Origin of the sequence: Methanolinea mesophila, assembly GCF_017873855.1 — an archaeon.
Classification (GTDB): domain Archaea; phylum Halobacteriota; class Methanomicrobia; order Methanomicrobiales; family Methanospirillaceae; genus Methanolinea_B; species Methanolinea_B mesophila.
The window spans coordinates 795,468-820,590 of the sequence record NZ_JAGGKR010000001.1; the positions used below are offsets into that span (position 1 = coordinate 795,468).

General features: G+C 58.6%; 25 protein-coding genes. 13 read left to right on the forward strand and 12 right to left on the reverse strand.

All coding sequences use genetic code 11. The features are described 5' to 3' along the window. Positions 1-159 precede the first annotated feature (159 nt). Positions 160-792: a CDP-alcohol phosphatidyltransferase family protein gene (locus J2741_RS03665; RefSeq protein WP_209673676.1), complete on the reverse strand. Its 633-nt coding sequence runs from the start codon at positions 790-792 to the stop codon at positions 160-162. Positions 793-1,045: 253 nt separating this feature from the next. Here J2741_RS03665 and J2741_RS03670 point away from each other — a divergent pair, with 253 nt between their 5' ends. Next, positions 1,046-1,702 carry a RibD family protein gene (locus tag J2741_RS03670; protein ID WP_209675472.1) on the forward strand — a complete coding sequence of 219 codons (657 nt, stop codon included), beginning with the start codon at positions 1,046-1,048 and terminating at the stop codon, positions 1,700-1,702. 232 nt (positions 1,703-1,934) lie between these two features. On the opposite strand, the gene artA is transcribed toward J2741_RS03670, so the two are convergent. Beyond that, positions 1,935-2,771, reverse strand: coding sequence for an archaeosortase A (gene artA, locus J2741_RS03675; protein ID WP_209673677.1), 837 nt, complete (start codon positions 2,769-2,771; stop codon positions 1,935-1,937). 133 nt (positions 2,772-2,904) lie between these two features. Here artA and J2741_RS03680 point away from each other — a divergent pair, with 133 nt between their 5' ends. From J2741_RS03680 to J2741_RS03700, 5 genes are all read left to right on the forward strand, one after another. Continuing rightward, positions 2,905-3,216 carry a transcription factor S gene (locus tag J2741_RS03680; RefSeq protein ID WP_209673678.1) on the forward strand — a complete coding sequence of 104 codons (312 nt, stop codon included), beginning with the start codon at positions 2,905-2,907 and terminating at the stop codon, positions 3,214-3,216. A gap of 190 nt (positions 3,217-3,406) precedes the next feature. Further along, on the forward strand, positions 3,407-3,553 hold the full coding sequence (locus tag J2741_RS03685) for a hypothetical protein (protein ID WP_209673679.1): 147 nt from the start codon (positions 3,407-3,409) through the stop codon (positions 3,551-3,553). Positions 3,554-4,389: 836 nt separating this feature from the next. Then, positions 4,390-6,282, forward strand: coding sequence for an acetate--CoA ligase (gene acs, locus J2741_RS03690; RefSeq protein WP_209673680.1), 1,893 nt, complete (start codon positions 4,390-4,392; stop codon positions 6,280-6,282). A gap of 40 nt (positions 6,283-6,322) precedes the next feature. Then, entirely contained in the window at positions 6,323-6,883 is a 561-nt protein-coding gene (locus J2741_RS03695; RefSeq protein WP_209673681.1) for a TATA-box-binding protein, read from the forward strand. A gap of 109 nt (positions 6,884-6,992) precedes the next feature. Continuing rightward, positions 6,993-7,364 (forward strand): MarR family transcriptional regulator, encoded by a 372-nt coding sequence (locus tag J2741_RS03700; RefSeq protein WP_209673682.1) that lies wholly within the window; start codon positions 6,993-6,995, stop codon positions 7,362-7,364. An 8-nt stretch (positions 7,365-7,372) separates the two neighbouring features. On the opposite strand, the gene rpiA is transcribed toward J2741_RS03700, so the two are convergent. Then, the gene (gene rpiA, locus J2741_RS03705; RefSeq protein WP_209673683.1) at positions 7,373-8,065 is read right to left on the reverse strand and encodes a ribose-5-phosphate isomerase RpiA; all 693 of its coding nucleotides are present in this window, start codon (positions 8,063-8,065) and stop codon (positions 7,373-7,375) included. A gap of 300 nt (positions 8,066-8,365) precedes the next feature. After that, positions 8,366-9,157, reverse strand: a complete 792-nt coding sequence (gene surE, locus J2741_RS03710) for a 5'/3'-nucleotidase SurE (RefSeq protein WP_209673684.1) — start codon at positions 9,155-9,157, stop codon at positions 8,366-8,368. Positions 9,158-9,240: 83 nt separating this feature from the next. Between surE and J2741_RS03715 the strand changes: the two genes are divergently transcribed. From J2741_RS03715 to J2741_RS03725, 3 genes are read left to right on the forward strand one after another with little or no spacing between them, the layout of a single operon-like run. Beyond that, positions 9,241-10,131: an ATP-grasp domain-containing protein gene (locus J2741_RS03715; RefSeq protein WP_209673685.1), complete on the forward strand. Its 891-nt coding sequence runs from the start codon at positions 9,241-9,243 to the stop codon at positions 10,129-10,131. Continuing rightward, entirely contained in the window at positions 10,128-11,072 is a 945-nt protein-coding gene (locus J2741_RS03720) for a hydantoinase/oxoprolinase family protein (protein WP_209673686.1), read from the forward strand. Before J2741_RS03715 ends, J2741_RS03720 begins: the two co-directional genes overlap by 4 nt. Positions 11,073-11,077: 5 nt before the next feature. Further along, positions 11,078-11,290: a hypothetical protein gene (locus J2741_RS03725; protein WP_342452219.1), complete on the forward strand. Its 213-nt coding sequence runs from the start codon at positions 11,078-11,080 to the stop codon at positions 11,288-11,290. On the opposite strand, the gene J2741_RS03730 is transcribed toward J2741_RS03725, so the two are convergent. Then, complete coding sequence (locus J2741_RS03730; protein ID WP_209673687.1) at positions 11,267-11,752, reverse strand: hypothetical protein; 486 nt, start codon at positions 11,750-11,752, stop codon at positions 11,267-11,269. The two genes, J2741_RS03725 and J2741_RS03730, sit on opposite strands and share 24 nt — an antisense overlap. 194 nt (positions 11,753-11,946) lie before the next feature. Between J2741_RS03730 and fdhF the strand changes: the two genes are divergently transcribed. The 3 genes from fdhF (at position 11,947) to J2741_RS03745 (ending at position 16,072) form a co-directional block, all read left to right on the forward strand. Continuing rightward, a complete protein-coding gene (gene fdhF, locus J2741_RS03735; protein WP_209673688.1) occupies positions 11,947-14,013 on the forward strand; it encodes a formate dehydrogenase subunit alpha in 2,067 nt (688 codons plus the stop codon). Between the two features lie 2 nt (positions 14,014-14,015). Further along, positions 14,016-15,251 carry a Coenzyme F420 hydrogenase/dehydrogenase, beta subunit C-terminal domain gene (locus J2741_RS03740; RefSeq protein ID WP_209673689.1) on the forward strand — a complete coding sequence of 412 codons (1,236 nt, stop codon included), beginning with the start codon at positions 14,016-14,018 and terminating at the stop codon, positions 15,249-15,251. A gap of 365 nt (positions 15,252-15,616) precedes the next feature. Then, positions 15,617-16,072 carry a ferritin-like domain-containing protein gene (locus J2741_RS03745; protein WP_209673690.1) on the forward strand — a complete coding sequence of 152 codons (456 nt, stop codon included), beginning with the start codon at positions 15,617-15,619 and terminating at the stop codon, positions 16,070-16,072. A 196-nt stretch (positions 16,073-16,268) separates the two neighbouring features. On the opposite strand, the gene J2741_RS03750 is transcribed toward J2741_RS03745, so the two are convergent. Together J2741_RS03750 and J2741_RS03755 are read right to left on the reverse strand one after the other, a co-directional pair. Then, the gene (locus J2741_RS03750) at positions 16,269-18,107 is read right to left on the reverse strand and encodes a chloride channel protein (RefSeq protein ID WP_209673691.1); all 1,839 of its coding nucleotides are present in this window, start codon (positions 18,105-18,107) and stop codon (positions 16,269-16,271) included. A gap of 257 nt (positions 18,108-18,364) precedes the next feature. Continuing rightward, entirely contained in the window at positions 18,365-19,657 is a 1,293-nt protein-coding gene (locus tag J2741_RS03755; RefSeq protein ID WP_209673692.1) for a COG1361 S-layer family protein, read from the reverse strand. Between the two features lie 191 nt (positions 19,658-19,848). Here J2741_RS03755 and J2741_RS13085 point away from each other — a divergent pair, with 191 nt between their 5' ends. Continuing rightward, complete coding sequence (locus tag J2741_RS13085; RefSeq protein ID WP_342452220.1) at positions 19,849-20,346, forward strand: cupin domain-containing protein; 498 nt, start codon at positions 19,849-19,851, stop codon at positions 20,344-20,346. A 173-nt stretch (positions 20,347-20,519) separates the two neighbouring features. Here J2741_RS13085 and J2741_RS03765 read toward each other — a convergent pair whose 3' ends face one another. From J2741_RS03765 to pstA, 5 genes are all read right to left on the reverse strand, one after another. After that, positions 20,520-20,912 carry a thioredoxin family protein gene (locus J2741_RS03765; protein WP_209673693.1) on the reverse strand — a complete coding sequence of 131 codons (393 nt, stop codon included), beginning with the start codon at positions 20,910-20,912 and terminating at the stop codon, positions 20,520-20,522. Positions 20,913-21,227: 315 nt separating this feature from the next. Next, positions 21,228-21,692, reverse strand: a complete 465-nt coding sequence (locus J2741_RS03770) for an arsenate reductase ArsC (RefSeq protein WP_209673694.1) — start codon at positions 21,690-21,692, stop codon at positions 21,228-21,230. After that, on the reverse strand, positions 21,692-22,351 hold the full coding sequence (gene phoU / locus J2741_RS03775) for a phosphate signaling complex protein PhoU (RefSeq protein ID WP_209673695.1): 660 nt from the start codon (positions 22,349-22,351) through the stop codon (positions 21,692-21,694). The genes J2741_RS03770 and phoU overlap by 1 nt, the downstream gene beginning before the upstream one ends. Before the next feature lie 7 nt (positions 22,352-22,358). Further along, positions 22,359-23,123: a phosphate ABC transporter ATP-binding protein PstB gene (pstB, locus tag J2741_RS03780; protein WP_209673696.1), complete on the reverse strand. Its 765-nt coding sequence runs from the start codon at positions 23,121-23,123 to the stop codon at positions 22,359-22,361. A gap of 5 nt (positions 23,124-23,128) precedes the next feature. After that, positions 23,129-25,087 carry a phosphate ABC transporter permease PstA gene (gene pstA, locus J2741_RS03785; protein WP_245249384.1) on the reverse strand — a complete coding sequence of 653 codons (1,959 nt, stop codon included), beginning with the start codon at positions 25,085-25,087 and terminating at the stop codon, positions 23,129-23,131. Between the last annotated feature and the right edge of the window lie 36 nt (positions 25,088-25,123).

Sequence of the window (25,123 nt, forward strand, 5' to 3'; positions counted from 1 at the left end):
CTGGTTCGTCAGGGCAGGTGATTTTAGGAGATTCGACAGGACATGTTCCTGATCCGCCGCCGGGTCGCCCTTCGGGGGCGGCGGAACCATCCTGATAGGATGTCTGGTTACCAGACGACCCCGGGAGAAGAAATCTGCGCCCGTGAAATATCCGACCTTTCACGAGAGCCGCCGGTAGAGGTAGCCGATCCGCTGCAGGGCGGAGAGGTTTGTGCAGATCGCGATGATGAGGACCGAGACCCAGATGTAGCCGGCAAGCCCTCCGATTACCAGTACCAGGAACGTCTCGGGACGCCCGAAGAACCCCACCCCCTCGAGAGGGTCCTCGATCTTCCCGTCGACCCGCTCCTGGTAGCCGATCTCGGCATAGACAACCGGCTTGATGAAAGTGTTCATCAGGGAGCCGATTATCGCCGCGGCGACAAGCGCGAAGTCTGCCATAGGGCTGACAGGATAAAACCGGGAGACGATGGCGACCCCCGAGAGGCCGACTCCCAGCAACACCAGGGCGTCGACGTACTTGTCCACGATCCAGTCGAAGACCGCCCCGAACTTGGTGGTCCTGGAAGTCATCCGGGCCACGCTCCCGTCGATCAGGTCGAGCAACGCGGAGATGATCAGCATCAGGCTCCCCAGCGGGAACATCCCGATGGCAAAAAAATACGCACAGAGTATCCCGAACAGAAGCGAGAGAAGGGATATCTGGTTGGGAGTGATGCCCACCCTGACGAACGCGCCTGCCACCGGCTCGAGATAGCCTACAAGCCTGGGGCGGAGCGCGGTTATATTCATGCCTTAATACCTTGGAAGGTTGAGGATAAAACTCTCTCCACTACTTTTTCCCTTCCGGGACCGGATCCCCCGGCCGGCCCGGGCCCGTGGAAGCCCCCCGGATATTATAACGGATTTATATCTTGATTCCCGGCCCTTGCACGCGATTTTACTCCTGTCCGGAAAAATCGATGTCTATAATTATACTCCGGAGAGAAACCACTATTACAAAGGAGTTATTTTGCCAGACCCAACCGAGCGGCCCCATGTCCTCATGATGTCCGAGATCACGGTGGACGGGAAGCTTACCCTGAAAAAAGGATCCTCCTCCAAGATCCTGATGAAATACATGGATCATGCGACCGAGATCCTGCTTCACGAGACCAGGGCCAGATACGACGCAATCATGGTAGGGTCGAATACCATACGGATCGACAACTCCTATCTTACCGTACGATACGTGGAGGGAAAGAGTCCGCTACGGGTGATCCCCTGCAGCAGGGCCGACATTTCGCTCGATGCGAACGTGCTGGGAACCGATGCCCCCACCCTGATCGCGGTCTCCGAGGACGCCCCCGAGGATCGGGTAAGGAAGATCAGGGAGAAGGGGGTGAACGTCGCCCGGGTGGGGAAACACCAGGTCGACCTCCCCGCGCTCATGCGCCTCCTCAAAAAGGAGTACCATATCGGGAGCCTGATGATAGAAGGGGGGCCCACCCTGAACTGGCACATGCTCCACCATCGCCTGGTGGACGAGATACGCCTGATCCACCTGCCTTTCATTGTCGGAGGGTCGGATACCCCGTCGCTGGTAGGCGGGATGCACATCGAGTCGGAGGACGAGATGATCCGGCTGCAGTTAAAGAAGCATTATATGGCGGGGACCAACCTGGTCACCGAATACGATGTCCTGTATCCCGGGATGCAGTGAGTTCCCGGGCACCTGGAAGAGAGGATTCCGGCTTTTTTTAAAAATGCGGCCAGGATTATCAGAAGAGATCTAATGCGAATATGACGCCCTGGAGCCTGCGCACGCCTCTGTGCGTCCCAACGGATATGCCCGGACTGTGGTATATCCAGGCACCTCATCGGTGAATCCGTCTTGCACGGTAAGGCAAGAGGAATCAACAACGCCGGGTTTTACAAATCCAAAATGCCGGAGATCAGTCCTTTTCCGAGGGAGGAGATGGTGGCGTCTTCTTCCGGCCGGTGAAGTCTCGTACCTCGTTGAGATACAGGGCGAAAAGCTCGGTGGCGAACCGGGCGAGTTCCGGGATAAGCCGGAACAGCCCGTACGCGATAGCAACCAGGAGGACCAGGGCGAGGAGCTCGGCAAAGACATTGTGGGCCCAGAAGAAGCTCTCGTACCCGTATTCTCCATTGCCCGCGATCTCAGGGAAATAGGGGAACCACTGCTCCGTATAGGCGATGATCACCGCGGTGTTGCGGATGAGGTTTAAGATATAGATGGTGGGGACGACCATCAGGAACGCGGCCACTTTCTGGCGGAGCGTGGTCTTTACCGCGGCGGCAACCCCCAGCATGATGGCGATGGCCTGGATCCCGGTACAGGCAAGGATGATCTCAACCCGGAACCCGTTCCGGATGACCGTGTTCCAGGCGTACAGTGATGTGGGGTACCCGAACGCATCGAGCAGCCACACCACCTGCCCGACCACCACCGAGATCAACCAGTCCCCAAGCGGGGTAAAGGCGAACGGGGCATAGATCAGGAAGGCAACCGAGGCGGCCGTGGTGAGCTGCATGACGCGCAGGTTCTCCCGGTTCAGGTATTTCACCGTGAATGCAAGGAACGGGACCGAAAGGACCGCGATAAGGGGATAGAGGAAGTTATTGATGGAGAAATAGTAGGGGATCTCCGCGAAGAGAAAGAGGACCATGCCGGTCCACCCCAGCATCCCGAAGTACTTCCTGGCCCTTACCGGGAGAAGAAATGCGATGAAAAATATGCCCGAGAAAAGGACCAGGTATTCTTCCATTACCTAATGTCAGGACGGAATGGTCAAAAAGAGTTCCCATGCGGCATCGCGGCAGGCCCCTGAAACGCTCTTTTTTTCCCTTTTTTTGCCCTAACCAAGCATTAATCTTGGTTGCACACGCATAATTAAAACAATGTTCTGCCCTGAATGCAAAAGCCTCATGATCTCCTCGGCCGGCCAGCTCAAATGCAGGAAATGCGGGTACATCAGGAAGATCGAATCCTCCGATCAGATGAAAAAGACCCACAGAAGAAGCGAGAAGGAGATGGTCATCGTGGAAGACGAGGAACAGGCAAGAACCCTTCCCACTATCTCGACCAAGTGTCCCAAGTGCGAGCACAACGAGGCATTCTGGTGGCTCCGCCAGCTCCGTGCCGCCGATGAGAGCGAGGTCAGGTTCTTTCGGTGTACCGCGTGCGGCCACACCTGGAGAGAATACGATTAAACAATCCATCCATCCTTTTTTCCCGGTATGCAACTCGCGGCCCGGGTACCATCTTCATTCCTCTCGCCCACCTTTGCTAATTATCTGATTTTTAAGCCATTTTTGGATTTTACGAACCATATTCTCATTTTTATCGGCAAATATTTTTTAAAAATCTCAAGAAAATGAGGTATATCTGAGGAAGCAGCGAATGGTCGAGGACCCGTATTCGTCCATGATCCGGTTGCCCGCGGTGAACCTGGCATCGGACGGGATATTTGACGGTCGAATCCGGGAACAGGTCGACAGCATGAGAGAAACGGATCCCGAGCTGGTCCGGATGGTCTCAACGGAATGACCATGCTGAATGAACTGAAGCGCGTTTGACCGGCGCACGGACCAAATGCGAATATTCTTCTTTTATATAGAACGAAGGCCCATCATAGGTACCCCATTCTCTATTTTGGTGTGTGGATGGGCAGGGAGATCTTCTCCCGGGCCGGGACATTAACCCCCCATTATATCCCGGTTTTACCAGAACGGGTAAACCTCGTTTTAATCTCCCCCCGATACCGACAGCAGGTGCCGTCTTCGTATCCCGGCCTTTTTCCTGACGTGGCGGATTTCGGGTCTTTTGAATGAATCTGCGCTCACTTTCGCCCCGCACGCTCCCTACGCTTTTCACCTTCCGGTGAAAGACGGAAGTATGTCATACCATCACAAGACAACCCGATGGGTGACACCCGGGCTATCGGGGCGGGCTCAATGAAAGGGAAATCAAGGGGACCGGGCCCGCCCACGACCCTGCGGAACCGGACGAGCCACCCGTATGCGGTGCCGTGAGGGGGTCCCGTTACGGTTTCCCCTGGGAATTGTTCCACAATTCCGTTCCCACAACTCTTTTCCTCAAATTCCATTCTCTGAAAAACCTCGTGTGTTCACGTGACTATCGGCCATGAAATGCCGGCGTCATTCTTTACGGTATTTCCCCGGCGACCTCCGGTAAGATATTCCCCCGGGTCGTGTCTCCGATCCGCGACATTCCAGAACGGGAATTCTTTTTACGGAACGCGGTCTTTTACACAGAAATCCGGTGATAAAAATTTATTACGAATCTTGCACGATCTATAATGACATCCTGCCGGTTCCCACGGTTCCGGCAAAATCGGATACACGTGTTTTTCGGGCGATACCATGGTGGAAGAACATACTGTGATGACCGGGACCAGGACCTATCTGCCTGACCCGTCGATACGCGATCAGGCTACGATGCAGGAGATCGAGACAAGGCACCGGGAGTTCCGGGACGACCCAGGGGCGTTCTGGGACCGGGTCGCCGGCGAGCTCGAGTGGTCCCGCCCTTACGCAAAAGTCAGGGAATGGAACCACCCGCATGCCCGCTGGTTCATCGACGGCCGGACGAACATCACCCGTAACTGCCTGGACCGGCACGTCAACAACGGGAGGAGGAACAAGGTCGCCCTGATCTGGAAAGGGGAGGACGACGAGGAACGCGTCTTCACCTACCGGCAACTCGCCCGCGAGGTCTGCAGGCTGGCCAACGGGCTGAAGAGCCTGGGAGTAGGGAAAGGCGACCGGGTCTGCATCTATATGCCGGTGGTCCCGGAGCAGGTAATATCCATGCTCGCCTGCGCACGGATCGGTGCGATCCACACGGTGGTATTCGGGGGGTTCGGTGCCGGGGCACTGAACCACCGTATCGTAAGCGCCGGCGCGAAAGTGGTGATCACCGCGGACATGACGCTCCGCCGGGGGAAGAGGATCCCCTTAAAGAGCGTGGTGGAAGAGGCGGTGGTCGAGGCGCCTTCCGTGGAGCACGTGATCGTGCTCAGGCGAGACCTGGAGCAACCGGTGGAGATCCACGCAGAGATTGAGGTCGACTATTACGGCCTGATCGGGGGCATGGCACGGGATTGCACCGCCGAGGAGATGGACTCCGCGGACCCCCTGTTCATCCTCTTCACCAGCGGGACGACGGGGGCCCCGAAGGGGATTGTCCATTCCTGCGGAGGCTATATGGTGGGGGCGTACTACACCACGAAAAACGTCCTGGACCTCAAGGAGAACGATGTCTACTGGTGTACCGCGGACCCCGGGTGGATCACCGGCCACACGTACGTGGTATACGGCCCGCTCCTCGCCGGGGGGACCGTGTTCCTCACCGAGGCCACCCCGGATTTTCCCGATCCCGGGGGATGGTGGCGCATGGTCCAGGAGTTCGGGGTCACCATCCTCTATACCGCTCCCACCGCCATCAGGATGTTCATGCGGTTCGGCGACGACTGGCCGAACCGGTGCGATCTCTCCTCGCTCCGCGTCCTGGCCTCGGTAGGGGAACCACTCAACCCCGAGGCATTCGAATGGTTCTACCGGTTGATAGGAAAAGAGAAGCTCCCGGTGGTGGACACCTGGTGGCAGACCGAGACCGGGATGCACATGATCACCACCCTCGTCGGGGAGCCTATGAAACCGGGCTTTGCCGGTAAACCCATCCCCGGTGTGGTCGCCGACGTGGTGGACAAGGCGGGCAACTCCGTGCCACCCGGCACCGCAGGTGCCCTGGTAATCCGGGAGCCCTGGCCTTCCATGATGTGCGGGGTATACCAGAACGAGGAGCGTTACCGGCAGTACTGGTCCACTATCGGCACCTGCTATACCGCAGGGGATATGGCGGTAAAGGACAAGGACGGGTATTTCATGATCATCGGGCGGTCGGACGACCTGATCATCGTGGCCGGGCATAACATCGGGACGGCGGAGGTGGAAAGTGCGCTCACCTCCCACAAAGCGGTGGCCGAGGCTGCGGTCATCGGAAAGCCCGATCCGGTCAAGGCGAACATCATCAAGGCGTTTGTGATCCTGCGCCAGGGAAACGTCCCCGGGGAGAAACTTAAAAATGAGATCCTTCACCAGGTACGGATGAACCTCGGGCCTGTCGCCATGCCTTCGGAGATAGAGTTCGTGGATAGTCTTCCGAAGACGAGGAGCGGAAAAATTATGCGAAGATTGCTGAAAGCAAAGGAAATGGGGATAGATCCGGGGGATATCTCGACCCTGGAGGACTAACACCCAACTCTTTATATACTGCCCAGAATCATTTATAAATATGAAGGTCAAGCCAGAGGATTCTCTGAAGATAGAAAATATCGTGGCCTCCGCAAAGGTGACCGATTACCTGGATCTTCCCGCGCTTGCATCGCAGATCAAGGACGCGGAATACAATAAAAAACGGTTCCCAGGGGTCGTGATCCGTATGCAGGAACCGAAGATCGCGGCATTGGTCTTTGGTTCGGGAAAAGTTGTCCTTACCGGGGCAAAGAGCATTGAAAGCCTCTCGGAGGGGCTCGAAATTCTCGGCAACCTGCTTCGGGGGCTGAATATCGATATCCCCCAGAAACTGACCTACAAGATTCAGAACATCGTCACATCGGCGGATCTCGGGTCGGGGATAAACCTGAACAAGATCGCGGTGGGGTTCAACCTGGACCGGATCGAGTACGAACCCGAACAGTTCCCTGGACTGGTCTACCGGCTTGAGACTCCCAAGGTCGTGGTCCTCCTGTTCGGATCAGGTAAACTTATCATTACCGGCGGCAAAGAACCTGAGGATGCAAGGAAGGCGGTTCAAAAGATCGTGAACGATCTCAAGAACCTCGGACTCCTCTAAATTTTGAAGACTTTTTCTTATGAATTAGTTTATAAAGATATTTCTGGACTTAATAATAATATATTTATATCATTTTGTAGAATATACTACGCGTCGCGGGTGAGAACGAGTGAAAGCAAAAAGTGTATTATATTTTACCCAGAAAGAGGAAGAGTTCGCCAATCTGCTGATGAAGATCGGGATTAAGAAGAACGTTGCCAGGGTTCTGGTCTATCTGGCCCATGCGCCCGAGGCAACCTCGCGGGATATCGAGCGGGGGACTGACCTCCGGCAGCCCGAAGTGAGCATCGCCATGGCATCTCTGATCGAGCAGCAATGGGTCGAGAGCAGGGAGAAGAAAGCCGAAAACAAGGGCCGTCCGGTAAAGATCTACCGTTTGTCAAAGCCGATCGATGAAATAATGGACAGCATCGAGCGTGAGAAACGCGACGAGGCCACAAAACAGATGAAACTTATCCAGCAGCTGCGGAGTTACCTTTAACGCCCGGGTCACGGGGAGAGGATCCGGCATCCTCCCGTTCCGCCAACAATTACCACCGTTTTTCCGGCATACCCTGAGAAGATACCGCAGGAAAGGACTCCGGGAAGTGCCTCGATCATGGATTCCAGCCGTGCAGGTTCCGGTATCCGGCCGAATGCGCAGTCGATGATGAAATTCCCGTTATCAGTAATAACCGGCCCGTCTTTTTTCATCCCTTCCCTTACCACCGGGGTGCCACCGAGCGCGGTTATCGCACAGGATACCGGGGTCACGGCAAACGGGATAACCTCCACCGGGACCACTGCGTCCAGGCAGGAGACCATCTTTGCCTCATCTGCAACGATCACCAGCCTTCGGGCCGCATCCGCCACGCATTTTTCCCGGGTCAGGGCGGCTCCTCTCCCCTTGATCAACCGGAGGGACGGGTCGACCTGATCCGCCCCGTCGATGGCAAGGTCGAGCACCGGAAAATCGTCCAGGGTTGCCAGGGGAATGCCCATCGCCCTGGCGCGAATCGCCGCCTGGTGAGAGGTAGGCACCCCCGTGACCCGCATTCCCTCGGATATCCGCCTGGAGATCTCTTCCATGGCGTAGAGGACCGTGGAACCGGTCCCAAGCCCAATGGCCGATCCGTCCTCCACCATCCCGGCGGCACGAATCCCTGCCGCCTGTTTTCCGCCCCCGTTGCCCTGGTTCTTCATAAAGAGAGTGTACGCGTGAAAGGTTATTAGCAGTAGTATCCCGTTGCACGGAGTGAACTTCCCGGCGGCCATGTCGGGAATATCTGTGCCCGGATTTCTCATTGGCCGGTGTGCCGTGCAGGGAAAAAAAAGACCGGACTACCTGGCCCGACCAAAGGTGTTTCATGGCAGAAATGGCGTGGTGGTGCGGGGATCCTGAAACTCCGGTGTTTCTGAAAATGAAAAATGGATGAATTCCTTGGTGCGGCAGCCGGGTCCGCCTGCTCGGATATTCTGCCGTGTTTTACAGGGAGATCCAGGTTATTTTTTCCCGGCCCGGAAACACTCCCGGAGCTCGTTATCCGCGGAGAACGCGGTGCAGTCGAGGGTGATCGGGGTGACCGAGACATTGCCTTTCCGAATGGCGTGCACGTCGGTCCCTTCCTCCGCGTCCTCGATGAGGGGACCGTTTATCCAGAAATACGGCCTCCCCCGGGGGTCTGAGCGCTCCTCGACCCCGGTCACGAAGAGTTTTCTCGCAAGCCTGGTGACCTCGTAGCCCCCCTTCACCACCGAGGGGATATTCACGTTGATCACGTCGGCGCCCGCGGGGAACGGGCGGGAGAGGAACGTGCGACAGATATCCTGCACCACCTTCTTTGCATCGTCAAAACTCTGGGCATGGTGGCGGGGATCGTCGAACTTGTCTCCCTGGTCCTCCACCTGGAGCGAGAACGCGATGGCGGGGGCCCCCTGGTTGGAGGCCTCGAGCGCAGCCCCCACCGTACCTGAAGTCATGATCGACTCGAACGAGAGGTTCTCCCCGATGTTGATCCCGCTCACGACCAGGTCCGGATCGAGTTTTTTTGCGTAGAGACCAATAATCACCGAATCGGTGGGTTTCCCGCCCACGGCATAGGCGCGGACCCCGTTCATCTGCACCTCGTTGACCCTGATGGGTTCGAAAATGGAGATGGACCTCCCCACCGCGCTCTGCTGGGTGGCGGGAGCGACCACCCACACGTCCCCCAGGGGGGCAAGGGCCTCATAGGCGGCCCAGAGCCCGATGGAGTTGATTCCGTCGTCGTTGGTGAGCAGGATCCTTTTTCTCATGGTAGGTACGCGTAGGAAGGATGGAGAGAAATACTTCACCGATCGGCATCCTATATGACATTTCAGCCCCAAATGTACTGGCAATGAAGGCCCTTCTCGCCGAGTACGCCATGTTCCACGACCCGCTCCTCGCACCGGAAGGAAAGGCGATGTACGGGGTGATCGCGGGGTCGCTGGAACGATGCGGCTACCGGGTCACGAGTCCCGAAGACGGAGATTTCGCAGAAGAAATCCGCAGGCTTGCCCCGGGATGCGACATCGGGCTGGTAATCGCCCCGGACCACCTGCTCGCAAAGTATACCGCGGTCATGGAGCGGCTGACCCACAACATCGGGTGCGGGAGCATGAACGTCGCCGTCTGTGCGAACAAACGCCAGACCGGCGATATCCTGGCCCGGCACGGGATTGCGGTCCCTCCCGGGGACGGACCGGGGAAGAAGGTCATCAAGCCGTTGGCGGGATGCGGGTCCATAGGGGTCCGGGTTTCGGGAGAGGTCCCGGGCGAGGGTGAGTTCACCCAGGCGTATATCGAAGGGGAGCACCTTTCCGTGAGCCTGGTGGGGAGCAGGGTAGTCGGGAATGTCTGCGAGTTCTACAGCGGGGACCCCCCGCTCGTGCTCGCGATCAACCGCCAGGAGATCTCGATCGGCCCTGACGGCAGGTTCAGGTACTCGGGGGGAGAGACTCCCGTCAGGGGGCACCCGCGGGAGCGCGAGATCCTGGACAGTGCCGTTCGAGCCCTCCAGGTGCTGGGATGCCAGGGATACTGCGGAATAGATATTGTGCTCGGGGACCGGGCATACGTCGTGGACGTGAACCCCAGGATCACTACCAGTATCACCGGAATTGCGGCCTGCATGGAAGAAGAGATCGCGGACGTCCTGATAGCGGCATCAAAGGGGACGGGTCCCAGGTGCGTGCATCTCACCGGGAGCGCCCGGTTCGACGACCACGGGAGGGTGGTGCGGGCATGATCGGGATCGACGTGGGTGGGGCGAATCTCAAAATCGCGGACGAAAATGGGGTCATACTTCACTACTGCCCGCTCTGGCAGGAAGCACCCTTAAAAGAGCTCCTTCTCGGGCACAGGGATGCCTCTGCAGGAAAGGCCGCGGTAGTAATGAGCGGGGAGCTCGCGGACTGCTTCCCGAATAAAAAGGAGGGAATCTCTTTCATCGTCGACCAGGTCCGCGAAGCATTCCCGGACGCCCTCTTTTACGGGACCGACGGAAAATTCCACGACCGGGCCGCGGCATCCCTCGCGGCAGCGAACTGGCTGGCCTCAGCCGATCACCTCCGGACCCGCTACCCCCGGGGCCTGCTGGTGGATATGGGGAGCACCACCATCGACGTTGTCCCGCTTTCCGGATTCGAAACACTCAAAGGGCTCACCGACCTCGACCGCCTTCAGAAGGGGTACCTTATCTATCACGGGCTGCTCCGCACTCCCGTGGCAACCCTTGTCGGGCAGGTTCGGTTGAACAATATCCCCACCCCTGTGAGCACTGAATTCTTTGCGCAGAGCGCCGACGCCCACATCGTGCTCGGCCATATCTCTTCGGAGGAGTATACCTGCGATACCCCGGACCGGAAGGAGAGGGACGTACTTTCAGCGAGCCGCCGTCTCGCCCGCGTGGTCTGCGCAGACCTCGACGAGATCGGGATGGACGGGGCTTATCAGGTGGCGCTATCATTCTGGGAGGAACAAAAACGCCGGATTAGGGAAGGAATTCTCGCAGCGGGAGGCGATCCGGAGAACGGGGAGAGTACCCCGGTGCTGTATGCGGGGATCGGATCCCGGCTGCTCCTTCGCCAGTGGGGAGGGATCGATCTCGCCGGTGTTATCGGGAGCTATGCCGACGCCCTTCCCGCGTACGCAGTCCGGGAGGTGGCGTTACGAGACCGTATATTTTAGCCCTGGTGCTTCTTGCAGGGTCCCTGACGGTGACGGTTCTCCTCTATGCCGCGGGATTTCCCTTCTTCTTCCTGTTTCTGATGATTCCCATCATTCCGTTCGTTTCGCAGAAAAAAAAGGTTCACCGGTGCCCCGCATGCGGGTTCGCCACCGCCGATCCCGCGGTAGGGTTCTGTCCGTACGACGGGACGCCGCTATCGCCGGGTGCCGATGATTGAGAGGGAGATGAGCGAACGGGGGATCTTGAGCCCGAACATCTCGGTGGTCGCGATGGGGCCGAACGTTCTCTCCGCGTAATTCAGGACCGTTCCCCGGTCGATGACTATCCCCATCTCGCGCATTACCCTGCCGGCCCGGTTGTAGGGCATATTCTGAGAAAGTACGATGCAGAGATCGACCACCGGGGAACCCATCCGCGTGTCCGGGTAGAACGGCGAGCGTGCCGGGGAGACGGCCCCGCACTGCCTGCACCGGTAACGTTTCACCTTCACCCTGATCTCCCGGGTCCCGTTCTCGGTTGCGAGGGTGGCGAACTTCCGCTCCTTCGTATCGTATCCCGAAAGCGCTCCGCTGCCGCATACAGGGCACGAGTCGAGCCGGGAAAATTCGATCCCGTCCACCGCCGCGAACCCGGTCTGGACCAGGGCGATGAGCATGGGCGGGACCCTGGCGCGGTTCACGCACACCCCCCCGCATCCCCACATTTTCCGGATATCTCGACCTCTTTACCAATTCCAGACATATTCATGGGTTTTTCCTGCATTACGCTGTCCCTTCCGCGCACCATTACCCACCAATATTCATCAATTTTTGAGATGTTAATCATTATTGTTAAATATCGTCCGGGTCGAGATCTCTGTGTTCGAGGAATACCATGGACATGAAGTATGTACAGACAACCTGTCCCTATTGCGGGACCGGATGCACGTTCAACCTCGTGGTCAGGGACGGGAAAGTGATCGGTGTCGCCCCGTATCACCGTTCGCCCGTCAATGAAGGCAAGGTCTGCCCTAAGGGGACCTATGCACACGAGTTCGTCAACCACCCCGACCGTCTTACCACCCCGCTGATCAAGAAGGACGGCAAGTTCGTCGAGGCGAGCTGGGACGAAGCGATCGACCTGATTGCCAAGAAGTTCAAGCAGTACAAGCCCGACGAGTGCGCCTGTCTCTCATCTGCACGTGTCTCCAACGAGGAGAACTACGTCATGATGAAGTTCGCCCGCGGTGTGATGAAGACCCGGCACATCGACCACTGTGCCCGTCTCTGCCATGCGTCGACTGTCGCAGGGCTCGCGGCGACATTCGGCTCCGGCGCGATGACCAACTCCATCCTGGACATCGCAGAATCCAAGTGTATGTTCATCCTCGGGAGCAACACGTTCGAGCAGCACCCGCTTATCGGCCGAAAGGTCATGCAGGCCAAGATGAAAGGGGCAAAGCTGATCTACGCAGACCCCCGGTATACCCCCACCGCGAAACAGGCCGACCTCTATATGCAGTTCCGCTCTGGCTCAGATGTGGCCATCCTCAACGGCCTGATGCAGGAGATCATCAAGAACGGCTGGGAAGACAAGGAGTTCGTCAAGAACCGGACCAAGGACTTCGACAAGCTGAAAGAAGAGGTCATGAAGCCGGATTACTCATTGGAAAACGTTTCCAAGATCTCCGGGATCCCGGTCGCCCAGCTCAAGACTTGTGCAGAATGGTTCGCGAAGGCGGAGTCCGCTTGCATCCTCTACTCCATGGGCATCACCCAGCACACCGTGGGGGTTGACAACGTCAAGTCCGTGGCCAACATCCAGATGCTGACAGGGAACCTGGGCAAGCCCGGCGCCGGCGTGAACGCACTCCGTGGCCAGAACAACGTGCAGGGCGCCTGCGATATGGGAGCGCTCCCCGTGGTGTTCACCGGGTACCAGAAGGTCATCGACGAGGCCGCCCATAAGAAGTTCGCCGATGCATGGGGATTCCCCGACGGCATCTGCGAGCCCAAGAACGGGTACGAAGTCACTACCATGATGGACGTGCTTGCCGACAAGCCCGGCGAGCTGAAGTGCATGTACATCATGGGCGAGAACCCCATGATCTCCGACCCGGACCTCCACCACGTGGAGAAGGCGATCAAGAACCTCGAGTTCCTGGTCGTACAGGACATCTTCATGACCGAGACCTCAGAGCTCGCCGACGTGGTCCTCCCCGCGACCTGTTACGCAGAAAAGGACGGGACCCAGACCAGTACCGAGCGCCGGGTCCAGATGTGGAGAAAGGCACAGGACGCACCCGGGCAGGCCAAGCTCGACTGGGAGATCACCTCCATGATCGCCGCGAAGATGGGATACGGGAAGCAGTTCGCGTGGAAGAGCGCCGAGGAGATCTTCAACGAGATCGCCAAGGTCACCCCCTCCTACGGTGGAATGAACTATACCCGGCTGGGAAGGCCCGAAGCGCTCCACTGGCCCTGCCCCACCGCGGAGCACCCGGGTACCCCCATCCTGCACAAGGAGAAGTTCGCCCACCCGGACGGCCTGGGACAGTTCTTTGCCTGTTCATGGAAGCCCCCGGCAGAGGTCCCCGATGCGGAATACCCGTACATCCTTACGACCGGCCGTTGCATCTGGCACTGGCACACCGGCACGATGACCCGGCGTTCCAAGGACCTGGAGGCGGAAGAGCCCACCGGATGGATCGAGATCAATCCCGAGGACGCCAAGGTACTCGGCGTCCAGAACAAGGAGATGGTGAAGGCCATCACCCGGCGCGGAGAGGTCAAGGTCCCTGCCCGGGTCACGAAGGACATCATGAAAGGCGTGATGTTCATGCCGTTCCACTTCAAGGAGTGCGCGGCGAACGTACTTACCAACAACGCGCTCGACCCCATCGCCAAGATCCCCGAGTTCAAGGCGTGTGCGATCCGGGTTGAAAAGATCAAGGAGGCCTGAAAATGGTAGCGAAAGGCGACATGGTCTATGCCTGGACCAGCGACGCAGACATCGCAAAGAAGGCGGAGTGCGGCGGAGCGGTGACCGGCCTGCTCAAGTTCGCCCTCGAGAAGAAGATCGTCGATGCGGTCTTTGCCATCAAGAAGGGTCAGGACATCTATGATGCGGTGCCCACCCTTATCACCGACCCTGCAAAGGTCGGCGAGACCGCGGGATCCCTGCACACCGGGACCCTGCTCATGTCCAAGCTGGTAAAGAACTTCCTTGACGGGGCACGCGACATGAAGATCGCCATGACCGTCAAGGGCTGCGACATGATGGGGCTCTACGAGCTTGCCAAGAGGCAGCAGGTGAACCTCGACAACATCATCATGATCGGGGTCAACTGTGGAGGCACGGTCAGCCCCATCACCGCCCGGAAGATGATCAGGGAGAAGTACGGCGTCGACCCTGACACCGTACACAAGGAAGAGATCGACAAGGGCCAGTTCATCATCGAGTACGAAGGAGGCCACAAGGGCATCTCCATCGACGAGCTTGAAGAAGAGGGCTTCGGCCGCCGGTCCAACTGCCGCCGGTGCAAGCTGAAAGTCCCCCGTCAGGCGGACCTCGCCTGCGGGAACTGGGGAGTCATCGGCGAAAAGGCCGGCAAGGCCACCTTCGTCGAGGTTGGAAGCGAGAAGGGCGCCATGCTCCTTGACCAGGCTATCAAGGCCGGGGCCATCAAGACCGAGAAGGCCGACCCCAAGGGGATCGAGATCCGGAAGAAGGTCGAGAACGCGATGCTCAAGCTCGGCGACAAGTGGCGGGCACGGGACTTCGAAGCGCTCGGGAACGGAAAGGAGCGTCTGGAGACGATCGTGAAAGAGACCGGACGCTGCATCAAGTGCTACAGCTGCATCAACGCGTGCCCGATCTGCTATTGCGTGGAGTGCAGCACCAAGAAACCCTACCTGGTGCCCCCGGGAGAGGTCCCGCCGAACTTCATGTTCCACCTCATCCGGTTCGCCCACATCGCCGACTCCTGTGTCAACTGCGGCCAGTGCCAGGAGCTCTGCCCCATGGAGATCAGGAACTCGCTCTTCATGCACGCCCAGCAGGTCGAGCTGGAGAAGATGTTCGGGTACACCCCCGGTGTCGACATGCACCTGCCCCTCCTCGCCCTCGTGGACGAGAAGGAGGAGCGGGAAAGGCTCCACGGGACCGGAAGCGACCAGATCTTCGATATCTTCAAATAATCCAAATTTTTTCCTCTTTTCCGGCGATTTTCCGTATCTGTCCCCATCTGCACCGGATTCGTATCCTATTCCTGTCCATGTGGACAGATCCGGGCACTCCTGTTTCCCTGGATAACGACCCGCTGTCACCGGCGACTGCATCCGGGGGTCGGCCGGAAGCCCCCGCCGTCCTCATGTACCGGCGGATTATCACAAGTGCCGTAAATTACCGCGGAAAATTGTAAAATCCATTGTCTACACCACCACCTCCCGCACCCGGGTTCTCCGCGGGAGTCCCGGTGTCTTCGCCCTGTCGTAATGTGAGGGCCCGGAGGAGTCATTATATAGAGCAATGGAGTATGGGGATAGCGTAGGTTGTGTTCGCTATGACACCTGAAGACTATCGTAAGATCCTCTCGCTCGCGATCGACCGGGAGGTTGAATCGTATACCTTTTACCGGGGTATCTCGGACAAAGTGAAGGATAACAATCTGAAGAAACTCTTCAACGAGCTTGCAGGCGAGGAGACCAAGCACCGCCAGTTACTCGAAGGCCTGATGTCCAGGGATGTGAAAGAACTCAAATTTTCAGCAGCCAAGGACTATAAGATCGCCGATCAGATGGCAGCCCCGAAACTTTCGATGGATCTGAAACCCATCGACGGCATCGTGCTCGCGATCAGGAAAGAGCTCGAGGCTATGCAGATGTATACCCAGCTCGCGGGCCACAGCACCGATGCAGGCCAGAAGAAGATGTTTACCGAGCTGGCCACCATGGAACGGGGGCACAAGGCCCGGTTGGAAGACCTCTATACCGAGATGGCCTTCCCCGAAGTCTGGTAACACCTCTCACCCTTTTTCTTTCACCCTGGTACCTGGATCCGGCGGGGAATTTCCTGGAGGCACCCGTTATTTAACGGCCCGGAGCGTTGTTCATTTGGAAAATATTATTAAAACACGGGCGTGGTTGACACCATTACCACGCCGCATTCTTAGGGGCTTCGCCCCCGATAAGGACCCGCCCGTGTGCCGGAACAGTTCAGCCGGATCCCGAAGGCCGCGAATTTTCCGACTCTTTCTCACCGTGCAGCGCTTCCAGCCGGCGCCCGTAGCCCTCCATGATATCGGTCGTGGTGATGAACCCCACGAGCCGGTCGCTTCCCCGGCCCGCGACTACCGGGAGATGATGGATGCGGTGCTCGATCATGAGTTTCAGGGCGGTCTCGAGGGTATCCTCCGGGGTGACCGTGACCACGGTCCGCTCCATGCAGCTCCCGATACCTTCGTGACCTTTCCCTCTGGCTTCCATCTTCCGCAGGTCGCCGACGGTCACGATCGCCTTCAGGTGGTCGTCCTGCAGCACGGGGAACCCCGTATGCCAGGTCTGGTCGATCAGGCCCATCACCGTGGCGCAGTCCTGGTCCGCGCTCACCGAGATGACCTTCTCACCCGGGGTCATGACGGAGGAGACGCGGACGTCGTCCAGGATCTCGACAAGGTACTCTCCGCGGTGGGCCCCGGAATCGGCCTTGGTCTCCACCTGTTCCCGGTAAATGGTCTTCCCTGCGGTGATAACCGCGGCGATCCCCACCGACGCCATGGAGGGGATGAGGAGCGAGAAGTTCCCGGTCATCTCCACCACCATGATCATTACCGCAATGGGGGCGTTCGAGACCGAACCGAAGAGCGCGATCATCCCTACCACCACGAAAGCGGGGACCGTGGCGAGGGGAACGTATTCGGGGGCAAGAATGTGGAGCACCGTGCCGAGCGAACCGCCGACCGCCGCCCCGATGAAGAGCCCCGGCGCGAACACCCCGCCGCTCCCGCCTGAACTGATGGTCAGGGACGTCGAAATTATCTTGAGGAACGGCATCACCAGCAGGACCGAGAGGGGGAGAAGGGTGAAGATTGCGAGCTGCATGAACCCGTAGCCCGAGCCCAGGGATGCCAGTGCCGGGACGAGCCCGCCGGGGACGAAATAGGCGAGAATCACCACCATGAGCCCGAGAAGCCCTGCTCCGAACGCGGGCTTGAGGTAGGGGGGGATGTGGTATTTTTTCCAGAGCGCCGTGAACTGGTCTCCCGACCAATAGAAGAACCAGACATAGAGCATTCCCATGAGTGCGCAGACCACCCCGAGGAGGATGAAGAACGGGATCTGGGGGATATCCCATTCGATGTTTCCGGTAAGGAAGACCGGTTCGAACCCTATAAACGCCCCGAAGATCGAATACCCGATGATCGAGGCCAGGAACGCCGGGATGATGGCGTCGGACTCGAAGTCCCTCTTATAGAGGATCTCGCCCGCGAGGATCGCACCCCCGAGAGGGGCCTTGAAGATGGTCCCGATCCCGGCGCCGATCCCGGTCGCGATCGCGATCCGCCGTTCCCGATCGGAGAGATGGAGGAGGTCCGCCATGATCGAACCGAACCCGGCGGATATCTGTGCCGTCGGCCCTTCCCGTCCGGCGCTTCCCCCGGTGGAGATGGTGATGATGGAGGTGACCGCCTTGAGGAGCGGGATCCTCCATCGGATCCTGCCGTCCCCGTGGAAGGCCTTGATCGCCGCGTCGGTGCCGTGCCCGGCCGCCTCAGGTGCAAACCTCCAGATGAGCAGGCCCGATGCGAGTCCTCCGAGGGTAATGATCGGGAGGATCAGCCAGATATGCAGCGGAGGGGTCCAGTTCGAGACCTCCTGAAGGGTCATACCTTCGGCGGGCATGTGGTATCCGAGGATCACCGTCGCGACGAGGCTGATTGCCGCTTTCAACCCGACAAAGAACAACAGGGAACCAAAGCCTGATATGATCCCGATAAGGATGGCGATCAGGAGGGTCTTTTTGAACCTGGAAAGCCGCTCGGGATCGACTGCCATATGTGATCAGGGTTGTCCCGCATCCACCATAAACGGGTAAGAACCGGGCCCGGCGGAGAGGCATTTTCTTATTCAGGCCACGCGGTGAGAATATCGGTAGTACACCGGCGGATCCGGATTCCAAAAAAAATCATTTGATTTTTCCGGAGGTATAACTGCATTCCGTTATTTTTTCAGACGCGGGGAACGCGGGCTGTCCCGGGGGTGGCGGTACCGGGATGTTACCGGGAGAAAACGGGAGGATAAAGCGTTACCGGTTACGGTTTCCGTTTTCTCGTATAGACGTAGTATCCGGCGACCACTATCACCGCCCCGATGATACTCAGAAGGATTGGGTTTGCAAGCACGCGGTCGATCCCTTCCCGCGGCTCCACGGTGACACGGACTTTCAACGGATCAGAGATCAGGCTGTTCCCCAGGCTGTCCCTGTACCGGACCTCGGAATCAAGCCCGAAGTCCTTGATCGTCGCGGATTTATCGACGCTGACCTGGAACCGGGCCGTGGCCCGTTCCCCGGGTGCGAGGTCTCCGAGGACCGCGGTGTCGGTCGCGCTGCTGAATGGGTCGGTCGCGCTGAGCCGGGCCTGTGCGCTGTACACCATTCCAGCCCCGGTATTCTCATAGACGACCTCAAGGGTGCCCGAATCGCCGGGTTTCATCGTCGCCGGGGGGGATACCACCGTGAACTCGATCTTACCCTTCACCGGTACGCCCGCGCTCACGGCGTCCGAGCTCACCGTGTCCTTGTTCTCGTCCTGATAGGTGACCACCACATCGATCGGGTAGGACTGCGCACCCGCACCTTCGAGGACCTTCACCTTGTAACGGCACTCCGCAACTGCGCCCGGGGGAAAATCCCCGATATAGACGCTGCTGGTCATGGGGACCACGGGTGAACTGCCGCTTCTCGATATCTTCGCCACGGTTGCCTGCCCGTCGAGGTATCCCGCGTTCCGGATCTTCAGGGTCACATAGCCCTCCCCTCCTGCGTAGAGGTCTTCCGGAAGCACCTCGATCACCTCGGGATTGACTTCCGCCTTGATCGTGAGCGGAAGGTCCAGGGTCTCGTTTACCGTGCGATAGTGGTAGATCGCATCGTCATTCCCGATCTGCTCGACGAAATAGAGATAGGTGTAGCCTACCTGTACCGGGAGGGTATACCGGCCCGCAACCGCATCCGGATTTATTTTTACGGAGAAGGGGACCGTTGCAGTAGATCCTCCCGGAATATCCCCGATCATCTGGGAATCCGACTTCACCGTGACCGGGGCGTCTCCCGCCTGCAGATCGACGGTGACCATACGTGCCTGGTTGGGAAGGTCTTCGGCAGAGCTGGAGGTCCCGGTGAGTTTCACCTCGTTTAAGCCCTGGTTCTTGATCACCACGTTCAGGGTCACGTCCTCTGCGGGCGAGAACAGGGTATCCCCGGAAAGCGAGAGCGAGAGATCCGGGGAACCGGAGAGGTACGTGGTGCCCGCCATTCCCGGTCCTGCAAGCAGGAGGAGCGCTGCGGCAAGGATGAGCACAGAACGAAAAATACTAGGCCTCATGAGTACGGTCCTTGTGTTGTTATTTTTGTAACAACATTTTAGCTGGTAAAATAAATATACATTATCCTGTTGCATTCCGTCTGCCGGGGCTGATGCTGGAGAGCCGAGAGTATCATGCCCCTTTCCGCGCCGGGATTCTTCCCGCACCCCCTTCGGATCCGCCGGGGCAGGCCAGGCAGTCATCCCCTGTGATGGGGCGACATCGCTCGGCAAGGTTCGTCACTTCGGAGACAGTGACCTGCCCCCGGTCTCCTTTACGCTATTCCGCCATCGGCGAGCTTCGCATCATCGAAGAGCGTGACATCCAAGCATTTTTCATCCGGAATGCCGAACCGGGATCCATGACAGGCGCGAGGGATGAGGCAAAGGGAGACGACCTGAAACGAAAGGTGCTCAGCCCCGGGAACATGGTCGCGTACCAGGAGGGCTCGGTCGTGAGCCGGATGCTGGCGTATAAAAGATCGGGGACCGTGACCCTCTTCGCCTTCGACGCCGGAGAAGGGCTTTCCGAACATACCGCACCCTTCGATGCCATGCTGCAGGTGCTCGAAGGGGAGGCGGGGGTCACCATAGAGAAGGAGGATTTCCGGGTGAAGGAAGGAGAGCTGATAATCATGCCCGCGGGAATCCCTCACGCGGTCCACGCGAACACCAGGTTCAAGATGATGCTCACCATGATTCACGAATAGCGGCGGGAGACGCCCTTTTTTGTGATGTTACTGTACTGGAGACTGGTAACTCCTATGGGAGCAGGTGCTGACCGGCAGTGGGTCCCAGGAAATCTTTACTTTTCGTGGAATTTCTGTGGCAATATCCCCAGATCACGGGTGGATACTCAAAAAAACAACGCAGGAGAAATTGTTCATGCGTATCCGCTGATATCGTAATTGATCGCCGTGGAGCTTTTCACGCAGTCCTCCCCGTTTTTCAAGCCCTCCTCGATCATCCGCCTGAGCAGGGTGGGATACACCGCACCCACCATGTCGGCGACCGGCCGGCCGCTGCAGAAGAACTTGAACGTCGGGGTCCCCCGGACCCCGAACCGCTCTGCGGTCCAGATATTGTTGCTGATATCGATCCGGGCGAACGTGACCTCTCCTGCAAATTCCTTTGCGTACTGCCTGAAATACGGCTCGATGCTCCTGCAGAAAGGGCACCCCGGGGAATAGAACATTACTATCGCGGGCTTTTCCCCCCTCTCCACCACCTTTTCGAAGCTCCTGTCCGTGACCTCCACCAGTTCTTCTTCTGCCATCGATCGTCCCGACTCCATATGGCAGCTTCTTTCTTAAAAAACTGTGGCCGGAGCCCGGGGATGATGTTCGATAAAACCGGATCCTGCCGGTGCGGAACCGAAGGCGAAGTGAACGCAGTCCCGGTTCTTCATGCAGAACCAGTGCAACTTCCCATTCCGGCTGATAAGGGTCGGACACGAATCCGGCGTGCACGGGGCCGGGAATTCCCGCCTCACGTATAATATACCGGGCCGGTATCGTACCAGAGGGTTCCCTCTCCAATCTGACCCGGAAACGGAAAAAATCCCTCTTAATAAGTATCCCGAAATGCGGTCTTACCCCTTCGGGGCACGGACAAATGTCTTTTCAACCCAGGCGGTTATCTGGTCCCTGAGCCGGCGGAATTCATCCCGGACCTTCTCTTCATCGTCGCCGTGTTCCGGGGAGCTCGGGAACGGGTGATGGAGATGGTGCGTCCCGCCGGGAAGGACCGGACACACCCTGCCGGCATCGTTACAGACCGTTACCACGTAGTCGAACTGTTCTCCCCGGAACTGGCGTATGGACTTGGAATAAAGTCCCTGTGTGGAAATTCCCGCTTCTTCGAGGACTGCGACTGCTCTCGGGCTTACCGTCGCGGAGGTGATCCCCGCGGAAAAGACCTGATAGCGGTCGCCTGCGAGGTGGCGCAGGACCGCCTCCGCCATCTGGGACCGGACCGAGTTGTAGGTGCACAGAAAAATAACCCTGGTGTTTGTGGCCCGGTCCTGTTCTTCAACGGTCGGGGCGGGCACATCCATCACCGGATCTCTATTCGCTCTCCGGTCACCATGTAGTGGACCTTCTCCGCGATCTTGCAGGAATGGTCCGCGCTGCGCTCCAGGTACCGGGCGACCATGAGGTAATTGGTGCACCGGGTGATCGTCCGTGGGTCCTCCATCATGTAGGTTATCCCGTCCCGGAATATGGTATGGCGGAGTGCGTCGACGCGATCGTCCCGCGCCGAGTGATGGGCGATCAGGGAGACATCTCCCGTGTCGTACGCCTGGATCGCGTCGTGGATCATGGAGAGGACCAGTTCGCTCATGTGGGGCAGGGAGAGGGCCCTCACCAGGTCTTCGAATCGGGAGTCCTCCGGGGTCTTGATCACCACGTTGGCGATATCCTTGCCGTACCTGCCGATCCTTTCCGCGGCGGATATGACTTTGAGGGCGCACGCGATTGCCCGCATGTCCTTCGCCACCGGCTGGTACCGGGCGATAAGCTGGTAGACCTCCTCCTCCAGGGTATCGTTCTTCTCCGAGAGCAGGGTCTTTCGCTCCTTTACCTTCATCGCAAGGTTGCGGTCGTGTTGTTCGAGTGCGGTCATGGAGTCGCGAAGCATCTCCTCCGCCATGGCGGCCATGGAGAGGATATGGGTCTTCGTGTCCTCCAGTTCAGCGTGAAATTTTTCAGACATGGTCTCCTCAGCCGAATCTTCCTGTAATGTAGTTCTCGGTCAGTTCCAGTCCCGGGTGCTCGAATATCTGCGAGGTCTCCCCGAACTCCACCAGTTCGCCGAGATACATGAACCCCGTGTAATCGCTCACCCGGGACGCCTGCTGCATGTTGTGGGTGACGATGACCACGCAGTAGTTCTTCTTCAGTTCGTCGATCAGCGCCTCGATCTTCGAGGTCGCGATAGGGTCGAGCGCCGAACAGGGCTCGTCCATAAGGATGACCTCGGGCTCGACGGCCAGGGTCCTGGCAATGCAGAGCCGCTGCTGCTGCCCGCCCGAGAGGCCCATCGCGGATTCGTGGAGCCTGTCCTTCACCTCTTCCCAGAGGGCTGCGTTCCTGAGGCTCTTCTCCACGATCCCGTCCAGTTTTTTCCGGTCGTTGATCCCGTGGACTCGCGGCCCGTAGGCGACGTTCTCGAAGATCGACTTGGGAAAGGGGTTGGGCTTCTGGAAGACCATCCCGATCATTCTCCGGATGTCCACCGGGTCGGCTCCGGAGCCGTAGATATCCCTTCCATGGTACAGGACCTTCCCCTTGATCCTGCACCCGTTCACCAGGTCGTTCATCCGGTTGAAGCACCGGATCAGGGTGGACTTGCCGCATCCCGACGGTCCTATCAGTGCGGTCACTTTCCGGTCCGGCACCCGGATGGAGACCTTTTTCAATGCCTTGCTCTCCCCGTAATAGAGGTCAAGTTTTTCGGTTTCCAGTATAATGGAGCGGTTGTTCATTGTGTTCACCAGCGGAGTGTCTTTTGGTAGTGGTGCCGTATGACGATGGCAACAGAGTAGATGGCGATGACCAGCATGAGGAGGACCAGGGCGGTGGTATACTGGTTCGCCTGGGCATTTGGCACGTTGGTCGCAAGAATATAGAGATGGTAGGGGAGGGCCATCACCGGCTCGAAGAGCGAGGTCGGCAGGAACCGCTGCGAGAAGACCACCGCCGTGAACAGTATGGGGGCGGTCTCTCCCGCGGCCCGTCCTATGGAGAGGATTGCACCGGTGATAATCCCGGGCATTGCCGGAGGGATGACCACCCGGCGGATGGTCTGCCATTTCGTGGCGCCCAGCGCGAGGCTTCCCTCCCGGATCGCGTGCGGGACCCCTTTTAATGCCTCCTCGGTGGTGCGGATGATGGTGGGGAGGACCATGAGCGCGAGGGTAATCTGGCCCGCGATCAGGGATACCCCGAAATTGAGGTATAACACCAGGAATGCGAAGCCGAAGAGACCGAAGACGATAGAGGGAGTACCGTTCAGGAGATCCGCTCCGGTGCGGATGATCCTGGTGATTGTTCCTTCGCGGGTGTACTCGGTAAGGTATACCGCGGCTCCGACCCCGAGAGGAAGGGAGATGGCGATAGCGCCCAACACCAGGTAAAGCGTTCCCACGATCGCCGGGAAGATCCCGCCCGCCCGGCCGAGATCACGGGGAGACTGGGTGAGGAAGTCCCAGGTGAGATTGACGATTCCTTTTGAGATTATATCCCAGAGGATGATCCCCAGGACGACCAGCACGATGATAATGGAAAGGGCGATTAGTGCGAACGCGATCTTCTGCACGAGCCGTGACGAAAGGCGTTTCCGGCTGGTGGCGATCCCTCCGACAACCCCGACGGTGAGCATTGCCGCTCCCGCCCGGGAGAAGAGGAACATCAGTCCCGTGAGCAGGGCTGCCCCGATCCAGGGGGTAACGTTCCGGACTCCGCCTAACCATCCGGACCGGTCCATGGCACAGGAGAGCGCGTTCTTATTTCTTTTTTTACCGGAAGGCATCTGTTTCTCCCTGATCCGGCCGAGGATTCCCCTCGCGATAAGGTTGACCCCAAGGGTGATCATCAACAGGACCACCGCCACCCCGAAGAGGGCGTGGAAGTGCATGCTGCCGATGGCAACCTCCCCCATCTCGATACCGAGCGTCCCGGTAAGGGTCCGGATCGGTGAGAGCATGTTCCATAGAGGGGACGGGATGATCGCTGCGTTCCCCGTTACCATCAGCACCGCCATGGTCTCCCCAAGCGCCCTGCCCATGCCCAGGATGATTGCAGCAGTGATGCCGGAGAGCGCACCGGGGACAATAACCCGGGAAATGGTCTGCCAGTGGTTGGCGCCGACGGCGAGGGACCCTTCCTTGTACTCGCGGGGCACGCAGGCGATCGCGTCCTCGGAGACACTGATAATTGTAGGAAGGGCCATGATGCCGAGAAGGAGCGAACCCGCCAGCCAGGTCTGCCCGGTAGGCACGTCGAAGGTGACGCGTATCCAGTCCGTAAGCACCACAAGTCCGAAGAACCCGAAGACTACCGAGGGAATGCCTGCCAGCAGTTCGATTGCCGGTTTTACCACTGCCTTCACCCGGGCGGGTGCGAGCTCCGAGATATAGATCGCGCTGCCGATTCCCAGTGGGATGGAGATCGCCATGGCCCCGATCGTCACCAGGAGGGTATCGACGATGAGGGGGAAGATGCCGTACATCGGCGGGTTTCCGGTGGGGTTCCACGACATTCCCGTTATGAAGTCCCAGAACCCGACCTGGAGGAATATGGGATACGCGTCCCAGAAAAGGAAGACAAAAATGAAAAAGATGACGATGACCGCAAAGATCGCACAGAAGAACCAGATCGACTTGAGGATGGATTCTTTGATGTGCATTCCATTCCATTTTGCGGGTGACGGAGCGCCCGTTACGCTCATGCCTGAAGCTTCATCATTTCCATCCATGGTAACCTT